General features: G+C 63.5%; 19 protein-coding genes. 7 read left to right on the top strand and 12 right to left on the bottom strand.

Annotation, left to right across the window (positions count from 1 at the left end; all coding sequences use genetic code 11):
- Position 1: 1 nt before the first annotated feature.
- The 3 genes from M5C71_RS28410 to M5C71_RS28400 are packed head-to-tail and all read left to right on the top strand — an operon-like array spanning position 2 to position 1,923.
- The gene (locus M5C71_RS28410) at positions 2-889 is read left to right on the top strand and encodes a type II secretion system F family protein (RefSeq protein WP_248769296.1); all 888 of its coding nucleotides are present in this window, start codon (positions 2-4) and stop codon (positions 887-889) included.
- Positions 890-900: 11 nt separating this feature from the next.
- On the top strand, positions 901-1,635 hold the full coding sequence (locus M5C71_RS28405; RefSeq protein ID WP_177101340.1) for a tetratricopeptide repeat protein: 735 nt from the start codon (positions 901-903) through the stop codon (positions 1,633-1,635).
- 21 nt (positions 1,636-1,656) lie between these two features.
- Entirely contained in the window at positions 1,657-1,923 is a 267-nt protein-coding gene (locus M5C71_RS28400; RefSeq protein ID WP_103497758.1) for a DUF3613 domain-containing protein, read from the top strand.
- 88 nt (positions 1,924-2,011) lie between these two features.
- On the opposite strand, the gene M5C71_RS28395 is transcribed toward M5C71_RS28400, so the two are convergent.
- Positions 2,012-2,785, bottom strand: coding sequence for a response regulator transcription factor (locus M5C71_RS28395; protein ID WP_103497803.1), 774 nt, complete (start codon positions 2,783-2,785; stop codon positions 2,012-2,014).
- 117 nt (positions 2,786-2,902) lie between these two features.
- Positions 2,903-3,373, bottom strand: coding sequence for a prepilin peptidase (locus M5C71_RS28390; RefSeq protein ID WP_248769295.1), 471 nt, complete (start codon positions 3,371-3,373; stop codon positions 2,903-2,905).
- Positions 3,374-3,448: 75 nt separating this feature from the next.
- Between M5C71_RS28390 and M5C71_RS28385 the strand changes: the two genes are divergently transcribed.
- Both M5C71_RS28385 and M5C71_RS28380 read left to right on the top strand, forming a co-directional pair.
- Entirely contained in the window at positions 3,449-3,895 is a 447-nt protein-coding gene (locus tag M5C71_RS28385) for a TadE/TadG family type IV pilus assembly protein (RefSeq protein WP_248769294.1), read from the top strand.
- A complete protein-coding gene (locus M5C71_RS28380) occupies positions 3,892-6,720 on the top strand; it encodes a PAS domain-containing sensor histidine kinase (protein WP_248769293.1) in 2,829 nt (942 codons plus the stop codon). Before M5C71_RS28385 ends, M5C71_RS28380 begins: the two co-directional genes overlap by 4 nt.
- Here M5C71_RS28380 and M5C71_RS28375 read toward each other — a convergent pair.
- From M5C71_RS28375 to M5C71_RS28350, 6 genes are all read right to left on the bottom strand, one after another.
- On the bottom strand, positions 6,628-8,484 hold the full coding sequence (locus M5C71_RS28375; protein WP_248769292.1) for a pilus assembly protein TadG-related protein: 1,857 nt from the start codon (positions 8,482-8,484) through the stop codon (positions 6,628-6,630). The genes M5C71_RS28380 and M5C71_RS28375 overlap by 93 nt on opposite strands.
- Positions 8,485-8,627: 143 nt before the next feature.
- Positions 8,628-9,188: a DUF4136 domain-containing protein gene (locus M5C71_RS28370; RefSeq protein ID WP_248747601.1), complete on the bottom strand. Its 561-nt coding sequence runs from the start codon at positions 9,186-9,188 to the stop codon at positions 8,628-8,630.
- 20 nt (positions 9,189-9,208) lie between these two features.
- Positions 9,209-9,805, bottom strand: a complete 597-nt coding sequence (locus M5C71_RS28365) for a DUF4136 domain-containing protein (protein ID WP_248769291.1) — start codon at positions 9,803-9,805, stop codon at positions 9,209-9,211.
- A gap of 14 nt (positions 9,806-9,819) precedes the next feature.
- Entirely contained in the window at positions 9,820-10,569 is a 750-nt protein-coding gene (locus M5C71_RS28360; RefSeq protein WP_103497747.1) for a methyltransferase, read from the bottom strand.
- Entirely contained in the window at positions 10,566-10,871 is a 306-nt protein-coding gene (locus M5C71_RS28355; RefSeq protein WP_100944316.1) for a MazG-like family protein, read from the bottom strand. Before M5C71_RS28355 ends, M5C71_RS28360 begins: the two co-directional genes overlap by 4 nt.
- A gap of 119 nt (positions 10,872-10,990) precedes the next feature.
- A complete protein-coding gene (locus M5C71_RS28350) occupies positions 10,991-11,845 on the bottom strand; it encodes a MaoC/PaaZ C-terminal domain-containing protein (protein ID WP_248769290.1) in 855 nt (284 codons plus the stop codon).
- Positions 11,846-12,047: 202 nt separating this feature from the next.
- Here M5C71_RS28350 and M5C71_RS28345 point away from each other — a divergent pair, with 202 nt between their 5' ends.
- Positions 12,048-12,839 carry a helix-turn-helix transcriptional regulator gene (locus tag M5C71_RS28345; protein ID WP_103497744.1) on the top strand — a complete coding sequence of 264 codons (792 nt, stop codon included), beginning with the start codon at positions 12,048-12,050 and terminating at the stop codon, positions 12,837-12,839.
- A 132-nt stretch (positions 12,840-12,971) separates the two neighbouring features.
- Here M5C71_RS28345 and M5C71_RS28340 read toward each other — a convergent pair whose 3' ends face one another.
- On the bottom strand, positions 12,972-14,918 hold the full coding sequence (locus tag M5C71_RS28340) for a methyl-accepting chemotaxis protein (protein WP_152741613.1): 1,947 nt from the start codon (positions 14,916-14,918) through the stop codon (positions 12,972-12,974).
- Between the two features lie 435 nt (positions 14,919-15,353).
- On the opposite strand from M5C71_RS28340, the gene M5C71_RS28335 reads away from it, so the two are divergent.
- On the top strand, positions 15,354-16,250 hold the full coding sequence (locus M5C71_RS28335) for a PA4780 family RIO1-like protein kinase (RefSeq protein WP_100944321.1): 897 nt from the start codon (positions 15,354-15,356) through the stop codon (positions 16,248-16,250).
- A 36-nt stretch (positions 16,251-16,286) separates the two neighbouring features.
- On the opposite strand, the gene cueR is transcribed toward M5C71_RS28335, so the two are convergent.
- The 3 genes from cueR to M5C71_RS28320 form a co-directional block, all read right to left on the bottom strand.
- Positions 16,287-16,688, bottom strand: coding sequence for a Cu(I)-responsive transcriptional regulator (gene cueR, locus M5C71_RS28330; protein WP_103496999.1), 402 nt, complete (start codon positions 16,686-16,688; stop codon positions 16,287-16,289).
- A gap of 10 nt (positions 16,689-16,698) precedes the next feature.
- Positions 16,699-19,086 carry a heavy metal translocating P-type ATPase gene (locus M5C71_RS28325; RefSeq protein ID WP_248769289.1) on the bottom strand — a complete coding sequence of 796 codons (2,388 nt, stop codon included), beginning with the start codon at positions 19,084-19,086 and terminating at the stop codon, positions 16,699-16,701.
- Between the two features lie 63 nt (positions 19,087-19,149).
- Entirely contained in the window at positions 19,150-19,536 is a 387-nt protein-coding gene (locus M5C71_RS28320) for a hypothetical protein (RefSeq protein ID WP_152741616.1), read from the bottom strand.
- Positions 19,537-19,681 lie beyond the last annotated feature (145 nt).

Here is a 19,681-nt window from a genome sequence, read left to right as displayed (position 1 = left end):
GATGACGATCCTGGCCAGTGCCCTGCTGCTCTTCGCCGCCTTGACCCTGGCGGCTGGCCAATGGATGCAGCGACGTCGGCGCAAGCGTGCCGTGACCCGGCGTCTGCAAGGTCATATGAGTCGCGACAACCGTTTCGGCAACCTGCTGCGTCGTTTGGGCGAATCCCGTTTCGGCCAGCACTTGATCAGCATGGATAACGAAACCCTGGTGCTGCTCAATCGTGTGGGTTGGCGCAAGGCCAGCCAGCGTTCGTTGTTTGCCGCCAGCCAGATCGCCACTCCGGTGCTGGCGCTGGGGATAGTGTCACTGCTGGAAGGGTGGCTCTTCCCTGACACCACCTCGCCCTGGATCGCGCCTTTCCTGGCCCTGGCCGGTGGCTATCTGTTTCCCAAGCGACTGTTGGTGGTGCTGGCTCGGCGTCGGCAGAAGCAGGTGGTCCAGGAGATATCGACCTTCATTCCGTTGCTGCGCATCCTGTTCGAGTCGGGCATGGCGGTGGAACAGGCCTTGCGGGTGCTCTCCCAGGAGGGTCGGGAGCTGCTGCCGGTGGTGACCGGGGAGCTGCGCCTGGTACTGGCGCGGGTCGATTCGGGGCTGGAGTTGGGAGAGGAGTTGAACAAGGTGGCCGGCCTGTTGGAGGTGGACGAGTTCGACGATATCTGCGTGATCCTCCATCAGTTGATCCACCAGGGCGGTGGGGCGATGAAGTCGTTGCTGGCCCTCAAGCAATTGCTTGATGACCGGCGCTTGACCCGTCAGCAGGAGTACATCTCCAAACTGTCGGCAAAGATGTCCGTGGTGATGATGGTGTTTCTGTTTCCAGCATTGTTGATTGTCCTGGCGGGGCCGGGTTTTACCGCCCTGGCCAAGGCGTTTGGCGCATCCTAGGGAGTGGTTGGATGAAGGTATTGATTGCCGCGGTGGCGTTTCTGACGCTGGCCGGTTGTGCCGGGGATGGTCGTGCGCCCTGGACCGCACTGATGGGGACCGGGGGCAGTTGCGCCAAACCGGACGCCGACCAGGAGCTGTCCCTGAACCTGGCGGATGACATGGCCAATGAGGGCAAGCTGCACGCCAGCCTGGCCAACCTGCAGAACCTGCCGGAAAGCCTCGACGCCGTGCGCTTGCGCAAGGCCCGGGTCTATCGGCAGTTGGGCCGTAGCGAGGCCGAGCCGCTGTATCGCAGCCTGCTCGGGACTTGCCTCGCGGCCGAAGGTGAGCATGGCCTCGGGCAACTGGCGGCGGCGCGCAACGACAACGGCCAGGCCATGGCGCATTTGCAGCGGGCGGCGCGCCTGGCGCCGACCGACGAGAAGATCCGCAACGACCTGGGGGTGGTCTATCTCAACCAACTGCGACTGGAGGATGCCCGTTTCGAGTTTCTTACCGCCATCGAACTCAAGCAGTCCGATCCCTTGGCGTCGGTGAACCTGGTGAGCTTGTTGCTTTATCAGGACAACTGGAGCCAGGCCGCTGAGCTGGTCACCCGGATGAACCTGAGCCCCGGGCAGTTCAGCGAGGCCCAGGCCCGGGCCCAGCAGCTCAAGAGCGGCGGCGGAGCGGGTAGCCGGCCCGCCAGTGACCGGGTGGCGGCAAGGGAAGAGGCGCCTGCCGCTGCGGCAAGCGTGCGTTGAATCGACATCAAGGAGGTCGGGATGAAACCATACAAACTCTGTGGCGTGGCGTGCCTGCTACTGTCGTTGGCGGTCCAGGCGGTAGAGCAGAGACCGTCTTCGCCCTATCAGAAGGAGACGGAAAACTGGTTGCAGCTACAGGTGGCGGGAAAGCAGCAGAGCTCGACGCCCCAGGTCGCCACGCCGAGCGAACGCGAGCAAAGCCTGCAACGCTGGCTGGACAGCTACAAACATCCGATTCCGGAATTTTTCAAGCAGGATGCCGGCGGGTCGTTGAAGAGCAATTAAGCGGACAGGATGCAAGCAGCAGGGCTTGGTGGCGATGGCGGCGGTGAATACAACATCGTTATCGCTGGCAAGCGGATGCCTGGCGGGATCAGTGCTCGGTGATCCCTCTGTGGCCGACCCTGGCGGGCGACAAGGCCAGTGCCAGTTGGGTGCGGTTGTGCATATGGGTCAGGCGCAGCACCTGGGACACATAGAGTTTCACCGTGTTTTCGGTAATGCCCAGCTCACAGGCGATCTGGTAGTTGGTCTGGCCCTTGCCCACCAGCCGCGCGACGTCCAGTTGGCGCGGCGATAGCTGGCTGACGATTTCGGGCAGGATCTGTACCGAGTCGGGATCGGCTTCCTCGCTGCTGTCGGCAGGCGAACCGCTCCGGATCCTGTTCAGGTCCTGGTACAGGTCGTCGATGGATTCGGCGAGGAACTGCAGCTTCTGGTTCAGATGCCCGAGGCTGTCGGTGCGTTTGCGCTCGGCGAGTGCCTTGTCCTGGCGATGGATGCCCTCGAGCAGTTCGTGCAGATCCACGGGCTTCTGGTAGTAGTCGGCGATACCAGCGCGCAACGCCTTGATCACGTCCTGCTTGTCGGCCCGCCCGGTGAGCATGATGGCCTCGAAAGCCCGATGTTTCCCGGCGATCTGTTGCAGCTGGCGCACCAGTTCGATGCCGTCCAGCTCCGGCATCTGCAGGTCGCAGAGCACCAGGCCGATCTCGCTGTCTTCGCTGAAACCTTCAAGCGCCTGCCGACTGGACAGGCAAGGGACGCAACGGTAGCCGTTGCTTTCGAGAAACTCGCAGATTTCTTCGACGATCGGTGGTTGGTCATCCACCACCAGTACTTTTACTTGAGAGACAAGCTTGTTCACGCGCGACTCCATGCTCTACCAGCCAATGACTACGAGCTCCTTGCCCACGCGCGCAGTTTCGCAGGGCTTGTTCCTCAAAAGTAGACGCACTTTGCCACTCTGTACATAGTGCTACTACTAAAGGGAGTTGATCGACATGCCGAGCAGGCCAATCAGCAGGAATGGCGCGAAAGGGCGTTTGCCCAAGGTTTCCGGGGCCAGGTGGTGCAGGCTTGCCTGCGTTCCTTGCCCCAGTAATGGCCACACTCGGGGGGCCAGCCAGTGCCAGAGCAGCATCGCGGCGCCGGCGCCGATAAAGGTGCCGAGCAGGGTCGACGGCTCGCTGGCCAGTGCCAGCGCCGACAACAGCTTGACGTCTGCGGCACCCATGCGTCGGGTGGCGTAGCCGGGCAAGGTCAGCAGCAGGGCCAGGAGCAAGGCGATGCCGCCCTGGGCGGCAGGCGCCCCCAGCCAGGTGCTGCCGGTCCAGAGCAGATAGATCAGGGCCAGCACCGCGCTGCCGAGGGTCAGGCTATTGGCGATTTGCCGGTGGCGCAGGTCCTGGGTGGCACAGAGTGCTAACCAGGCCGCTAGAACAAGGCTGTGCATGGGCTAAAAAACGTCTCTTCCCGGCGAATGATTCTATGCTGATAGCAACGTGCAGTTGTCAGGGTAGACCTTGCCATGAGCCCCAGCCTCCCCCGAAAGCAAAAAGGCGCCGCCGCCATCGAGTTCGCCCTCGTGTTCCTGATTTTTTTCGCGGTGTTCTATGGCACGGTCAGCTACTGCCTGCCGCTGCTGATGGTGCAGTCGTTCCATGAAGCGACGGCCGAGGCCTTGCGCAGTAGCGTGGCGGTCGACCCGGTGGCGGCCGGAAGTGGCTATACCGCTCTGGTCCAGACCACCGCCGTCCAGGCGGCCGCCAACCGGTTGACCTGGATTCCCAGCAGCTTCAACTTCACCGCCGCCAACAATATTACGGCGCTCTACTCGGGCGGTATCCTGAAGGTCACCATCACGTACCCGACATCCCAACTGCGTAATGTCCTGCCGTTTCTGGTGTTACCTGGCATCGGCACGGTGCCCAGCCTTCCCGCGAACCTGACGGTCATCTCGAGTCTGCAATTTTGAGCGCAGGGGACAAGCTGTTCGGGCGCTTGCTGGGGCGCGGCAGTGAGTCGCCGCCCGAGCCCATGCGCCACTTGCCCGCCCCGGCCTTCGGCTTGCTGCTGCGGCTCGATGACGAGGGCCGGGTCTTGAGCGTCGACGGTCCCTTGCGTCATGACCTGGCGCCGCAGGCGGCAGGCTGTGAGTTGCGTAACCTGTTGCTGCTCTCCAGTCGCTTGTCTGTCGAAGGCGTGCCGGCGGATTGGCTCGGCCAGAGCCTCGACCTGGACTTCAGTGGACCGGCCGGGCAAGTCCTGCATACCCGCGCCTGGGTCCAGCCCGGCAATCCCGGCTGGTGGTTGCAGGCCCTGGACATCGGCGACCTGCTTGAGCACAACCTGCGCTCATCTTTGCGTGAGCAGCTGCAGCAGGTCGCCGGGCAGATGAGCGAACAATTGCGCCTGTGCAGCCTGGCACGTCTGCCCCAGGTGCTGAACGAGCAGTTGCAGGGCCTGTCCCAGCGCTGGCGGATTCCCTGTGTTGCCCTGGCGCTGCTTGACGAACATCAACAGCAGTGGACGGTGCACAGTCAGTATCGGGCCCATGACGCTCCGGCCCTGTGGCAGACCGGCCAGGCCCTGGGCAGTGGCCTGGACAGCCTCAGCGGCATGGTGCCGCTGTACTTCAACGCGCAACAAGGCCTCAGCGGGCATCTGCGCCTGCAAGGGGTGATGGGCAACGCCGATGGCTTGCTTATTCCTTTTTGTGATGACCATGGGGTGGCGGCGTGGTTGCTCGCCGGTTTTTACCCGGCCCGTCAGCGCGCAACGCAGTTGGACGACCGTGACTGGCTGCAACTGGCGGCGGCCCTGGCGGCGCCGTTGCTGGCGCGCCTGCGCCAGCAGGTTCATCACCATCAACTGGAGCGCCTGGAGGTGCTGCAAGGTTTGTTGGGCACCGGCTGGTGGGAGTGGACGCCGTCCCTCGACGAACTGCAACTGGCCCCGCAACTGGTGCAGGAGTTGGGGCTTGAAGCGTTGCACGGGGTGGTGTCGCTGGAAGGTTGGCTGGGGTTGTTCCACGCCGCCGACCGCCAGGAACTGTCCAGCCGCATGTACGACTTGCAGCAGGGCAAGGCGCTGCTGCTCTGTGTCCGCCGGCATGCCGAGGACCCGCAGCAGGCCCCTCAGTGGTATCGCCTGCAGGGTCAGGTGCTGGGTGTTGGTGACAGCTTGCGGATCATTGGTTTCATGCTCGACATCAGTGACGTCAAGAACCAGGAGCAGGCCGCCGCCGCCGCCCATGCCCGGCTGGACAACCTGATTGCCAGCTCGCCGGCGGTGATCTATGTACAGCGTTATGTCGAGGGTGCCTTGCAGCCGGTGTTCTTCAGCGACAGCCTGTTGCCGCTGCTGGGCTGGACCCTGGCCGACTGTGCCGATGGCAGCCTGGCGCAGTGGATTCATCCCGAGGATCGCGACCGTTATTTCGAGCGTACCCGCCAGTTGCTGCGTAAAGGCAACGTCAGTTGCCGTTATCGGCTCCGGGACAAGGGCGGTGCCTATCACTGGATGCTGGATGAGGCCCGGCTGTTGCGTGATGACCTCGGCTTGCCGGTGGAAGCGGTGGGGCTGTGGCTGGACATCACGGAAGCGACCCTGGCCGCCGAGCAGATCGAGAAGAGCGAGGAGCGCTATCGCATCCTGGTGGAAGATTCGCCGGCGATGATCTGTCGTTACCGCCCGGACCTGACCCTGACCTTCGGCAACAAGCCGCTCGCGGTCTATCTGGAGTGTTCGCCCGAGCAATTGCCGGGGGCCAACCTGGGCAACTGGCTGTCGCCCGAGCAGCGCGCGGCGTTTGTCCAGCGTCTGTCCCTGTTGACTCCGGAGCTCCCGGTGAGTACGGCGGAAATCAGCCTGCAATTGCCCGGCCGCGAGCATGCCTGGTGGGTCTGGTCGGATCGCGGGGTGTTTGACGCGCAAGGCCGGCTGGTCGAGGTGCAGGCGGTGGGACGTGATAACACCGAGGTGCGGCGTTCCCAGCAGCAACTGACCCAGAGCGCGAAGATGGCCACCCTGGGGGAAATGGCTACTGGCCTGGCCCATGAGATCAACCAGCCGCTGAACGTCATGCGCATGGCCATCGTCAATGTGCTCAAGCGCCTGGGCAATGGCGATGTGCAGGTCGACTATTTGCAGGACAAGCTCAATCGCATCGACGCCCAGGTCCAGAGGGCGGCGCGGGTGGTCGATCATATGCGGGTGTTCGGTCGCCGTTCGGAAATCGAGCAGGCGCCGTTCAATCCTGCACAGGCGGTGGAAGGCACCTTGTCGTTGCTCAGCGAAGGGATGAAGGGCAAGGGCGTGGAGCTGCGGGTGGCGCCCATCGGGTTCGAGGTGCAGGTGCGGGGTTTTGTCGACCAGTTGGAGCAGGTGCTGATCAACCTGATGGTCAATGCCCGGGATGCCTTGTTGAGCAAGCGTGAGAAGAACCGCGATTTCGAGCCCTGGATTGCGCTGACCGCCGAACGTGATGAGCGGGCGGTGCGCTTGTTTGTCGAGGATAACGGCGGCGGCATCGATCCGCGGTTGCTGGAGCGGATCTTCGAACCCTTCTTCACCACCAAGCCGATAGGCGTCGGCACCGGGTTGGGCTTGTCGGTGAGCTACGGGATTGTCGAGAACATGGGCGGGCGCCTCAGCGTACGCAATGGCGAGGCCGGGGCGCGGTTCTGTGTGGAACTGCCGATCGCTTCAGATCACCAGGTAGGCCTTGCCGGTCTGGCCGCAGGTGAGGTGGCCGTCGACGGAAATCTGTCCGACAGTGATCCCCAGCCCCGCCAATAGCGTGTTGATCAGGCTGTCCAGCAGGGGGCTGAGCAGGCCGCTCAGGGTTGAGGCCAGAGTGCTGATCACGCCGTTGAGGGTCGTCGTGAGGAGCGTGAAAACCGCTGTCAGGAGCGTTGGGGCGGTGTAAGTCGGTGGATAGGTCGTCAGCTGTATGCCATTGACGGATTGAGCCAGGCTGGCGATGGGATTGGACATCGACAGGGTGTAGGGCGGATAGGCGGGCGTTGGCGTCACATTGACATCGGGTGGATTGATAAAGGTATTGGTGCCGGTTGTTTGCAGCGCCGGGCTGCTGATCATCAGGGATGCGCCGCCGGCGGAAAAAGGTGCCGTTGCCGTGCCGATGGATACCAACGTGAAGGGTGTTACGGTCAGCGGTGTGGTGTTGGTCGCCCAGTCCGAATTGATATTGCCCACCCGCAGGTAGGCGGTATCGGTGGTGGCGCTGATGGACAGGCTTTTATTGGTGTCGCTGACGCAGGTGTAGCCCGTGACATAACTGCTGCCGCCACCGGCTTCAAGGCTGATGTCCAGGGTTGGATTGGGAAGTACATGCAGAGTCAGTCCCAGCAGTCCGGTACCGGCTGAAAGCAGCCCTGTCACTACACTCAATAAATTGGTCACCAATGACAGATCAAGGGTCACCAGTGTGCGGATCTGTGCCGTGCGCACATAGATGCCATTGGGGCCTGTCGGGTTGAGCGCGGCGAGGGCCGGGTTGCCGATCGCGGAGAACTGCGGTGCTTGAATCACCTTGGTCTGCACCGTCGCCCCCACTCCCAAGCCCAGCAGGCTGACGGGCAGATTCACCGCCAGGCCGTTCTGGTTATTGGCCACCTCGACAATCGCCTGGAGTAGTTGGAACAGCTGCAGATTGGCATTCAGTACCGAGGTCGGCGTGAGCGTCGACAGGTTGAGAAAACTCCCCAGTTTGATGCTTCCGGCCGTTTGCGCGGCGACTTTCAGGTTGCCCAGCGCGGTCAGCACGTCGGCGCTCGCGCCATTGGCCTGGGAGACGGTGATAGCGGTCTGGATCAACTGCGTGACGGTGGCATTGGTGGCGAGCAATTGGGTGTAGTTACCGGCTGTCACGTTAAGGTCGATGGCCAGTTGTTGCAGGTAGCCGAGCAGGCTGATGTTGGTGCTGAGCAGGCCGTTCCAGCCGGCCGCGGTGATATTGATCGAACCGCCGAGCAAGGGCCCCATGACCCCGTTGAGCAGGTTCACATTGGCGACGGTGCTGCGGATGCTCAATTGCGCGGTGGGCGGCAGGGGCGTCGCGGCCACCGCCGTTGCAGTCAATTGGGAATTCGGATTGAAGGTGCCGGGCGACACCAGGGAGTAGATCCCGGCAGCGATGCTGGTGGGCACGGCATGGGTGGCGACTACCTTGATGGCCGAGGATTGCGTGGCATCCACGGCAAAGGTGCGCAGGTTATTGGCCCCGGTCACCAGGGTGCCGCAGGTCGTGGTCAAGGTGTTGCCGGTGCCGACCGTGAAGGCGTTGCGGCTGGCACTTTGGGTCGCGTAGCTGGCGGCGCTCAGGCCGGGCAGGCAGGTCCCCGCGCGGCTCACCGCTTCCAGCGCCGAACCGTCGGCGATCCGTTGCAATTTGCGTTGTTCGAGGTAGAGCCGGCCGGTATCGACCACCACCACCATCAGGAGCAGGGCCAGGCCGAGGGTAAGGGCCGCCATCAGGCCAATCGCCCCGCGTTGCCCGGACGGGCCACGAAAACCGACGACACGACCGGGGAAAGACATCGAGCACTCCCTTGCTGGCCGCTGGCCGAGCGCTTACTTTGCAGTGTTGTCTGCCAGTGTAGCCAAGGTTGGGCGATTCGATAGGACCCCTGCAGGCGCCGTCGGTCGACGCGCTACAGGGGCGGGAATGTTGCGGCGAACGACTATTTCGGCGGATACGCGCTCATCAACTTGGCCACCGCCTGGTTGATCGCCGCGCTGCGCTCGGCGGGTGTCGAACCGTTGTTGACCATCTGTTCGGCGCTTCCACGCCAGACCAGCTTGCCGTCCTTGCCATCGAGCAGGTCGATCTGGATCGTCGCGACCTGATAGTCGACGCTACGGGTTTCGGTGTAGCCCGGGCCGCCCCAGAAACCGCCTTGCCAAGGGCCACCCCAACCGCCGCCGTAGCTGGTGCTCACCTGCTGCTGGCGGTTGTCGACGATCAGGTACGCCTGGACCTTCACATCGGCCTTGCCGCCGGCCATGACCGGGCGCAAGCCGCGCTGGTCCAACTGCTCGCCGACCGCCTGGCGAATCCGCTGTTCGGTGATATCGCTCTTGATCCGCGGATCGTCGGGTCGGTACTGCAACGCGGGTTCTTTCCAGCTCCAGCTGCGGTAGCCGGCGAAGTCGCGACTGGCGTCGAAGTCATGGTTGACCTGGGTGGTTTCGCAGGCGCTGAGCAGCACGGCAAAAACCACTAAAGCGAGACGGCGGAACATGATTTTTCTCCGGAGGGGGTCTAGCTGGGTGGATAGCTGGCCAGGGCTTTGCCCACGGCCTCGCGCAAGGCATCCGCGCGTTCGAGCTGATTGCCCTGGGTGCCGGTTTCGGCGCTGGCGCTCCAGACCGGTTGGCCGGTGCCGGCGTCGAACAGGCTGATACGCACCACGAGCACTTGCACCTCGTAGGTGCGCACGATCGGGGCGCTGGGGTACATGCCATAGCGGTAGCCATAAGGGCCGCCGGCATAACCGTAGTCTTCCTGGACCTGGCGCAGGCGTTTCTCCACATGCAGGTCGGCGCTGACCCGCAGGTCCGGCGGTGCCGTATCGCGGCGTGGCCGCAAGCCCTGTTGTTCGAGGGCATTGCCGACCACTTCGGCCAACTGCGCCGGATCGGCCCAGGTGGTGCCGGCGGGCAGCCGGTCATTGCTCCAGGCCCAGGTGCGGTAGCGTCCATAGTCCCGTGATGGCGCCGGGTAGGCGCTCAGGTCCGGGCCATGGGCGACCTGCGCCGGGGCCGGCGGCAGGGGCATGGAACTGCTGGTGTAGGGGTTGTTGCTCTGGCAGGCAGCCATCCCCAGGCACAGCGCTAGCAGACAAAAACGGCGACTCATTGCATCCTCCGTATTCAGACCGGACGGCAGATCCAGTGCAGGTAACGTCCCAGTCCGGCAAAACCGGGATGGCGACGGTGGGCCAGTTCCATTTCCAGCAGATCCGCCAGGGTGGCGCGGGCCTGGAATTCAACCGGCATGTAGTCGTGGAAAACCCGCACGCCACTCTGGGTTTCGACCCGCCACAGACCTTCAAGTTGCGCCGCCAATTCCCGTGGATCAAGGGGTTGTTGCGGGGTCAGGCTCTGCTTTTCGCCGGCCATGTCGTTCTTGCGCATCTTGCGGAAATGGCCCTTGAGCAAGTTGCGATAGATCAGTGCATCGCGGTTGTAGAAGGCCAGGGACAGCCAGCCATCGGGCTTGCACAGCTGGTGCAGCACCGGCAGGATCGCATGGGGTTCGGCCAGCCATTCAAGCACGGCGTGGCAGAGCACCAGGTCATAGGGTTCGGTGAGCTGGCCGAGCAGTTCCTGCCACGGTGCCTGGATAAAGGTCGCGTTTTGTCCGGCCTCGGCAAAGCGCTGGCGTGCGCCCTCGAGCATCGGCTCGGCGGGTTCGGCGAGGGTCACCTGATGACCGCGCTCGGCCAGCCACAACGACATATGGCCCAGGCCCGCGCCGATATCCAACACCCGCAACGGGCGCTGCGGCAGGCTCTCGGTCAGGTCTGCCTGGAGCACGGCGAGGCGGATCGCGCCCTTGGCCCCACCGTAGATTTTTTCGGCGAAACGGGTTGCCAGTTGGTCGAAATGACGGTCGCTCATTGGGCGAAGCGCCGTTCGCTGTCGGCCAGCTTGGCGCGGACCACTTCGTTCATGTCCAACCCCAGTTCGCTGCACAGCAGGAGCAGATAAAGGACGATATCGCCGACTTCCTGTCCGGCATGGGCGAGCTTTTCCGGTGGCAACTGGCGCGATTGATCCTCGCTGAGCCATTGGAAAATCTCCACCAGTTCGGCCATCTCCACGCTGGCGGCCATGGCCAGGTTTTTCGGGCTGTGGAAAGTTTTCCAGTCGTTGCGATCACGGATGCCGTGCAGGCGTTGGGTCAGTTCGTCGAGGTTCATGCGGGTGTTCTCCTTCAAGGCGTCTAGCTTCCGGTGGATGAGAACGGGAAGCAAGGGCCTTGCTGTAGGGATAACACCTGGAGCCGATGAAATATTCGTCAGGGCGGGTAGGTGTGGTGTCAGGCAATGGGGCGCCAACGGCCGCTCAGATGTTCCAGTCCCTTGGCCCCGGACAATTTGAACGCGCCGTTCGAGCCCGGTGCACTGACCCACAGGCCGACTTCGCCGGGCAGGCGCACCGGTCTTCTGAACGCCACCTCGATCTCGATATTCGCGCTCGGCAGGTGCTCGTGCAGGGCCGCGAGGATCCGGGCCTTGTTCCACAGGCCATGGGCGATGGGCCGGGGGAAACCGAACAGGCGGGCGCTCAGGGCCGTCAGGTGGATCGGGTTGTAGTCGCCGGAAACCCTGGCGTAGCGCCGACCGATATCCACCGGAACCTGCCAGTGCGTCAGCTCGCTCAAGGGCGGGACCGGGGCCTTGGTTTTCCGTGGTGGCTTGGCGTCCAGGGTGACGCCCCGGCAGAGCAGCCGGCTTTCAGCCTCCCAAAGCGGCCCGAGGGCATCGTCGATCTCGGTGAGCAGATCGAAGGTCGCGCCCTGGACATGAGGCTGCAGGTTACGCACCTGCACACCGATCCGCAGATTGCCCATGCCGCCCAGGGGCCGCAGCAGGCGGATACGGTTGTTCAGGTGAACCAGGCCCGGCAGCGGAAAGGGAAACTCCTTGGCCGTCAGCAACTGCAGTTGCAGGGGCAAGGCCAGCACATGGGGATAGGTCGCCGGCATCGGGCTGCCCTCGGCAAAGCCGCAGACCCGGCGATAAGCGGCCAGGCGCCGTTCATCGACGGTCACCCAACTGCGTAGCCCCTGCTCAGGCAAGTGTTGGCCCGCGATGATGCGTCGTGTCGCGGCGCGCAGGTACAGCGCGGGCAAGCTCGGCGCGGCGGTCAGGTATTGCCAGTTCACGGGCATGAGCAGTCGCTTTATTTGTGGGAAAAAACTTTCATGTTTATAGGCTGTATCTCGCACAGGATAGGGTTTATTCGTTGCGCCGTGTTGCTTTGCTGCTAGAAGCGAACCACTGTCGGGCGCTGATGGCCCGCGGCATTGTCAGAAACGATGGCTTGGCCTAAGGTCGCAGCCTGAAAGCTGTCTTGCGATACAAGGTCTATTCATGCCGACTAACGGACAACGTGGTCCCCAACGACAGATTCCGCAACTGGCGTCCCTGCCGCGCCCGTTGTATGCCCGGGCCGAGAGTCTGAGTGCCGGGTCGTGGACGCCGCGTCACCGGCATGACTGGGTGCAGTTTTCCTATGCCATCAGCGGGGTGCTGGGGGTGCATACCGCCGAGGGCAGCTTCTTTGCGCCGCCGCAATGGGGTGTCTGGATTCCGGCGGGGCTGGAGCATGAGGTGGTGACCTCGATGCGCGCGGAAATGCGCAGCCTGTATGTGCGCCGCGAGGATTGCCAGTGGGCACCGTCGCGTTGCCGGGTGCTGGAGGTCACGCCGCTGGCCCGGGAGCTGATCAAGAGTTTCTGCCTGTTGCCGGCCGATTATCCCGAGCAGGGCGGCAGCGAGGGGCGTTTGGTGCAGGTGTTGCTGGATCAGTTGGCGGGGCTGCCGGAGGTGGGGTTTTCGCTACCGCTGCCGCGTCATTCGCGCTTGCTCGACTTGTGCAACGAACTGATTGAGAACCCCGAGCTGGGGGTGACCCTGGGGCAGTGGGCCGAGCGCCTGGGCATGTCGGAAAAAACCTTGATGCGGTTGTTTCAGCGTGAGACCGGCTTGAGTTTTCGGGGCTGGCGCCAGCGTGCCCGATTGCTCTCGTCGCTGGGGACGTTGGAGGCGGGGGACAGCGTGACCCGGGCCGCGCTGTCCTGTGGTTATGACTCGACGTCGGCGTTTATCGCCGCGTTCAAGGGCTTGTTCGGTTATACGCCGGGAGAACTGTTCCGCCACTGAGTACCGCAACAGACTCAAGAACACCACCCAGCTGTAGGAGCAGGGCTTGCCCGCGAAGCTTTTGGCGGCCTCAAGGGCCTCTTCGCTGGCAAGCCAGGCTCCTACAGGTTATGCGGCGTGCTCAAGATCTGATCAGGTCCGGAAGCGCTTGACCAACGCATCCAGCTCACTGGACAGCCCCGCCAGACCCTGGGAATCGAGCCGCGCCGAGTTCGCCAGTTCCGCCACCAACTGCGCATCGCCATGGATCTGGCTGATATGCCGGTTGATGTCTTCAGCCACATGGTGCTGTTCTTCCGCCGCAGTGGCGATCTGGGTGTTCATGTCGCGGATCACGTCCACCGACTCGCGGATCTGCCCGAAACTGGTGCGTGCCAGGCCGATACGGTTCACCGATTCCTGCGATACCTCAAGGCTGGCGTGCATCTGTTGGGCGACCTGACTGGTGCGCTTGGCCAGATTGCCCAGCAGGCCGTCGATCTCCGCCGTGGAGTCGGCGGTGCGCTTGGCCAGGGCCCGCACTTCGTCGGCGACCACCGCAAAACCACGGCCTTGCTCACCGGCCCGGGCCGCTTCGATGGCGGCGTTGAGTGCCAGCAGGTTGGTCTGTTCGGCGATCGAGCGGATGGTGCCGAGAATCGACTGGATATTGTTGCTGTCGGTCTCTAATTGCTGCATCGACTGGGCCGACTGGGAAATTTCATGACTCAACTGGTCGACGCTGCTCACTGCCGCATCGATCTGTTGCTGGCCTTCGCGGGCCTGGCGCTGGCCGCTGTCGGCCGATTCGGCGGCCTGGCTGCAGGAGCGGGCGACTTCGTTGGCGGTGGCGACCATCTCGTGGAAGGCGGTCGACACCATGTCCACCGCTTCGCGCTGGCGCCCGGCGGCGTCGGCCATGTCCCCGGAGACCCGGGTGGAATTACGCGACGAATCGAGAATCTTGTTCGCCGACTGACCGATGTGCTGGATCAGGCTGCGGATCGCACCAAGGAACTGGTTGAACCAGTTCGCCAGTTGCGCGGTTTCGTCGCTGCCACGGATCTGCAGGTTCTGGGTCAGGTCGCCTTCGCCCTGGGCAATGCCTTCCAGGCCGCTGGCCACGCTGCGGATCGGCCGCACGATAAGGCTGGCGAAGCTGGCGCCGACAATGGCGAAGATCACCGCGAGCACGGCGGCGATGATCGCCACCAGCCAGGTCAACTGGTTGGCCGAGGCCATCACTTCGCTCTGCTTGATCAGGCCGATAAAGGTCCAACCCAACTGCTCGGACGGCCAGACATTGGCCATGTAGTGTTCGCCGTTGATATCGACTTCCACCAGGCCCTTGCCGGCCTTGGCCAGGTCCGCATAACCGCCACCGAGACTGCCCAGGGCCTTGAAGTTGTGCTCAGGCTGCTTGGGGTCCACCAGCAGGTTGCCACTGTTCTCCATCAGCATCAGGTAGCCGCTTTCACCGAGCTTGATCTGCTTGACGATCTCGGTGAGCTGCTTGAGGGTCACGTCGACACCGATGACACCACCCTGGGAGCCCAGCTTGTTGTCCACGGTGCGCACGGTGCCGATCATCACGGCGTCGTCGGCAGCCCAGTAGTAGGCGGAGGTCCGCAGGGTCTTGCCGGGATTGGCGATCGCGGTCTTGTACCAGGGACGGACACGTGGGTCGTAGCTGGCCAGTTTCGGGTCGGCTGGGGTGGAGACGTAGCCGCCGTTGCCAACGCCGTAGGACACATAGGAATAGGCCGGATGGGCCAGTCTCATGCCCTCAAGCAGGTCGTAGATCTGTTTGTCCTGCTCGTTCAGAGGCGTTTGCGCTGCATCGGCGCTCATGTAGCTCTTGAGCACACCATCGGAATTTTTTATCAGCGGCTGGGTTGTCAGGTATTCGACGTTCTGGCTGACGCCGTCAAAAAACAGCTGCATGGCGTTGCTGACCTGGCGGATCTCCCGGCCACTGCCATCGACAAAGTTGCTGCGGGCTTCACTGCGCAGGTTCAGTACCACCAGGGTGGCAACCAGCACCACCGGCAAACAGGCGACGATTGCAAACGCCCAGGTCAACTTTTGCTTGATGTTCATCCGCGCTCCAGATTTTTCTTGTAGACCCCAGACGTGCTGATCACGTGTGGTCGGTATAGGGCAGCTGTGAAAGTGGTGCCGAAAATCCGTTTCGCTGGCGGCGTAATGATTGTCCGACAAAAACGCCTTTGTCCTAGAGCGCTTCGGCCGGCGCGGAAAAAAGTTGAGGTACAGGGCGAATATTCTGATTTTTTCTGAGCATCAGGCTGTCGGCCTCGGTCAGAAAAGGCAAGGTGCTGCGTGAACAATAGCTTGATAATCGTCAGCTATTCTTTGGAGTCGCGGCTTTCATCTGGCCGGTTCGTCGGAATAATCTGGCACATTGAGTGCATTGGAGAGTATTCGAGGTCGGCATCCTCTCCCCGCTGTGAGAGGATTGCCGTATAACGAGTGACATTCGCGTGTTTGGCAATAAAGGACCCACAATAAAAGCTGATGAAGACTCCAAAACGCATTGAACCCCTGATCGAGGACGGTCTGGTCGACGAGGTGCTGCGCCCACTCATGAGTGGTAAAGAGGCAGCGGTTTATGTGGTGCGCTGTGGCAACGAGCTACGTTGCGCCAAAGTCTACAAGGAGGCGAATAAACGAAGTTTTCGTCAGGCGGCCGAGTATCAGGAAGGCCGCAAGGTGCGTAACAGCCGGCAGGCCCGCGCCATGGCCAAGGGCTCCAAGTTCGGTCGCAAGGAGACCGAGGACGCTTGGCAGAACGCGGAAGTGGCGGCGTTGTTCCGTCTGGCCAGCGCTGGCGTACGGGTGCCCAAGCCGTTCGACTTCCTGGAAGGCGTGCTGCTGATGGAGTTGGTGGCGGACGAGTACGGCGATGCCGCACCGCGCCTCAACGATGTGGTGCTGGAGCCGGATCAGGCGCGCGAGTATCACGCGTTCCTGATTTCCCAGATTGTGCTGATGTTGTGTACCGGTCTGGTGCACGGTGACCTGTCGGAGTTCAACGTGCTGTTGACGCCACAGGGCCCGGTGATCATCGACCTGCCCCAGGCGGTGGATGCGGCGGGCAACAACCACGCCTTCAGCATGCTGGAGCGGGACGTCGGCAACATGGCCTCGTACTTCGGGCGTTTCGCTCCGGAGTTGCGGGACACCCGTTATGCCAAGGAAATGTGGGCGTTGTTCGAAGCCGGCACCTTGCATCCGGGCAGCATTCTGACGGGTGAGTTCGACGATCCGGAAGAACTGGCGGATGTCGGCAGCGTGATGCGCGAGATCGAAGCGGCACGTTTCGAGGAGGAGCGCCGGCAGGCAATCCGCGCGGCGGATGACAAACCGCCGAGCAAGGCTGAAGAGCCGCCTCCGCCTTGGATGCAGCAGTGATCGCTTGAATGAAGAATCCGGCCTCGGCCGGATTTTTTAATGGCAGCAACCGCCCGATGCCAGGTCCTTGAGGATCGGGCAATCGGGCCGCTGGTCGCCGTGGCAGTGCTCCACCAGGTCCTGCAAGGTGTCGCGCAGGCTGGCCAGTTCCTCGATCTTGCGGCTCAATTCCTCGATATGCTGGCGGGCCAGGGCCTTGACGTCGGCACTGGCGCGCTGGCGGTCCTGCCAGAGGGTCAGCAGCTTGCCGACTTCCTCCAGGGAGAAACCCAGGTCCCGGGAACGTTTGATAAAGGCCAGGGTGTGCAAGTCCTGCGCACTGTACACACGGTAGCCGCTGTCCGTGCGGTTGGCGGCCTTGAGCAGGCCGATGGACTCGTAATAACGGATCATCTTCGCGCTCAGGCCGCTCTGGCGGGCTGCTTGGCCGATATTCATGACAACTCCTTCAGTCGAGGTCTTTGGGTTTCCAGGTCTTGAGCAGCAAGGCATTGCTTACTACGCTGACGCTGGACAAGGCCATGGCCGCACCGGCCAGTACCGGATTGAGCAGGCCGAAGGCGGCCAGGGGAATGCCGATCAGGTTATAGACGAAGGCCCAGAACAGATTCTGGCGGATCTTCCCATAGGTCTTGCGGCTGATTTCCAGAGCCGCTGGCACCAGCCGCGGATCGCCGCGCATCAGGGTGATGCCCGCCGCGTGCATGGCGACATCGGTGCCGCCACCCATGGCAATGCCGATATCGGCGGCGGCCAGTGCCGGGGCGTCGTTGATGCCGTCGCCGACCATTGCCACCACACCGTTGCGTTTCAACTCGGCGACGATGGCGGCTTTGTCCGCCGGCAGCACCTGGGCGTGAACATCGTCGATACCCAGGGCCTCGGCGACCACCCTGGCGCTGCCACGGTTGTCGCCGGTCAGCAGGTGGCAGCTGATCTGCCGGGCCTTGAGCTGTGCGATGGCTTGCAGGGCGCCGTGCTTGAGGGTGTCACCGAAGGCGAACAGGCCGAGCACCCGTGGTTGCGGGCTTTGCTCGATCAACCAGGACAAGGTCCGACCTTCTGCTTCCCAGGCGCTCGCGGACTCGGCCAATGCGCCTGCGTTCAGGCCGCTTTCATCCAGCAGACGCTGATTGCCCAGGGCCAGGGCGCGTTCGTCGAGGCGACCGGCAATGCCGCGCCCACTCAGCGCGCGGCTGTCACTGACATCCGCCAGGACCAGGCCGCGTTCCGCGCAGGCGTCCAGCACCGCCTTGGCCAGGGGATGTTCGCTGCCGCGCTGGAGGGCGCCGGCCAGTTGCAACGCGTTGTCGTCGTCACCGGCCGTGGTGATCAGGTGGGCGATGCGCGGTGCGCCGGAAGTCAGGGTGCCGGTCTTGTCGAAGACCACGGCGCTGACTTCATGGGCGCGCTCCAGGGCCTCGGCGTCCTTGATCAGAATGCCATGGCGCGCGGCCACGCCGGTGCCGGCCATGATCGCCGTCGGAGTCGCCAGGCCCAGGGCGCAGGGGCAGGCAATCACCAGCACCGCCACCGCATTGATCAGCGCGGTCTCCAGCGGCGCGCCGTGCAGCCACCAGCCGATCAGCGTCGCCAGGGCCAGCAACAGAACGGTCGGGACAAACACCTGGCTGACCTTGTCCACCAGTTTCTGGATCGGCGCCTTGCCGGCCTGGGCGTCTTCCACCAGGCGGATGATCCGCGCCAGTACGGTCTCGGCACCCAGCGCCCGGGTTTTCACCAGCAACCGCCCTTCGCCGTTGATGGCCCCGCCAGTGACCGGGTCGCCGGGCTGCTTGGGCACCGGCAGGCTTTCGCCGCTGATCAGGGCTTCATCGGCGTGGCTGCGGCCCTCGACCACTTCGCCGTCCACCGGAAAGCGTTCGCCGGGTTTGACCAGTACCAGGTCATCGAGACGCAGGGCACTGATGGCCACGTCCTGCTCGCGGCCGTCGATCACCTGGATCGCCCGCTCCGGACGCAAGGCTTCCAGGGCGCGGATGGCGCTGGCGGTCTGGCGCTTGGCGCGGCTTTCCAGGTATTTGCCGAGCAGCACCAGGGCGATCACCACCGCCGAGGCTTCGAAGTACAGATGGGGCATGCTGCCGGGCGCGGCGTTGGCCCACTGATACAGGCTCAGGCCATAACCGGCGCTGGTGCCGAGGGCGACCAGCAGGTCCATATTGCCGGCCCCGGCCTTGACGGCTTTCCAGGCGGCGACATAGAAGCGCGCGCCGAAGATGAACTGTACCGGCGTGGCCAGGGCCCATTGCAGCCAGGCCGGAAGCATCCAGTGGTAACCCAGCGGCTGGGCCAGCATCGGCACCACCAGCGGCAGGGCCAGGGCGATCGCCAGCAGCAGGGACAGGCGTTCACGGTGCAGGCGCCGTTGCTGGTCCTGGGCGACGGCGGCCTCGCTTTGCCGCAGGCTGGCGCGGTAGCCGGCGCCGGTGACCGCGGCGATCAGCACGCTGGAGTCGACTTGGCCCAGCAGATCCAGATGGGCCCGTTCGCTGGCCAGGTTGACACTCACGTTCTGCACGCCGGACACCTTGCTCAAGGCCCGCTCGACCCGGCCGGCGCAGGAAGCGCAGGTCATACCGCCGATCTCCAGTTCCAGGCTGTGGGTGGGCACGCTGTAACCGGCCTGCTCGACGGCGCGCAGCAGCGCCGGCAGGCTATCGGCGGGGGCCTGGACGCGGGCCTGCTCGGTGGCGAGGTTGACGCTGACGGCACTGGCGCCGGCGACCTTGCTCAGGGCGCGTTCGACACGGCCGGCGCAACTGGCGCAGGTCATGCCGGCGATCGGCAGGTCGAAGAGGGTGGAGGCGAGCATGGGCAATACTCCTTGAGAAGTTGCCCCAAGGATCAACCTTGCCCCCTTGGCAAGGTCAAGCCCTTATTGATAACCCAGCGGTGCCTGTTTCAGGCGCAGGCCTTCCGGGCCGCCGACGATGGAGAACTTGCGCACATCGCCGCCGTTGAGCTTGATCACCTGCTCGGGGGTGGTCAGCATGCCGGCTTCGCAGCCTGGGGTCTGTCCGGGCAGGAATTTCAAGCGGATCGAGACATTGCCTGGCGGCAGGTTGAAGGAGCTGGACTGCTCCTGGAAGAGACGGCCGGACAGTTGATCCTGCAGATAGATGCCGATCTCGCAGGAAGTGGAGACTTCCAGGCGCTCGCGCGAAATGATCAGGACGGCATAGTTCTCTCCGGCCGCAGTGGCGAAAGGGCTCGCACCGAAAATGCTGAGAAGGCCGAACAGGCTGAATGCTGACCAGCGCATGGCTGAATCTCCTACGGTTTGATCGTCGATGCCGAAGCTTGGCGCAGGCTTGCGTTAAATGCCAGCCCGGCAGTGTCATCAGGAACTTGACCTTGCCACGGTGGCAAGCTTGAGACTGCCCATATTCCCCCATGAAAGGAGCTGT

Origin of the sequence: Pseudomonas sp. MWU12-2345, from assembly GCF_023242385.1 — a bacterium.
Taxonomy (GTDB): domain Bacteria; phylum Pseudomonadota; class Gammaproteobacteria; order Pseudomonadales; family Pseudomonadaceae; genus Aquipseudomonas; species Aquipseudomonas gingeri_D.
Note: the sequence above shows the minus strand (reverse complement) of the source record. Positions and strands in the feature narration are given on the sequence as shown.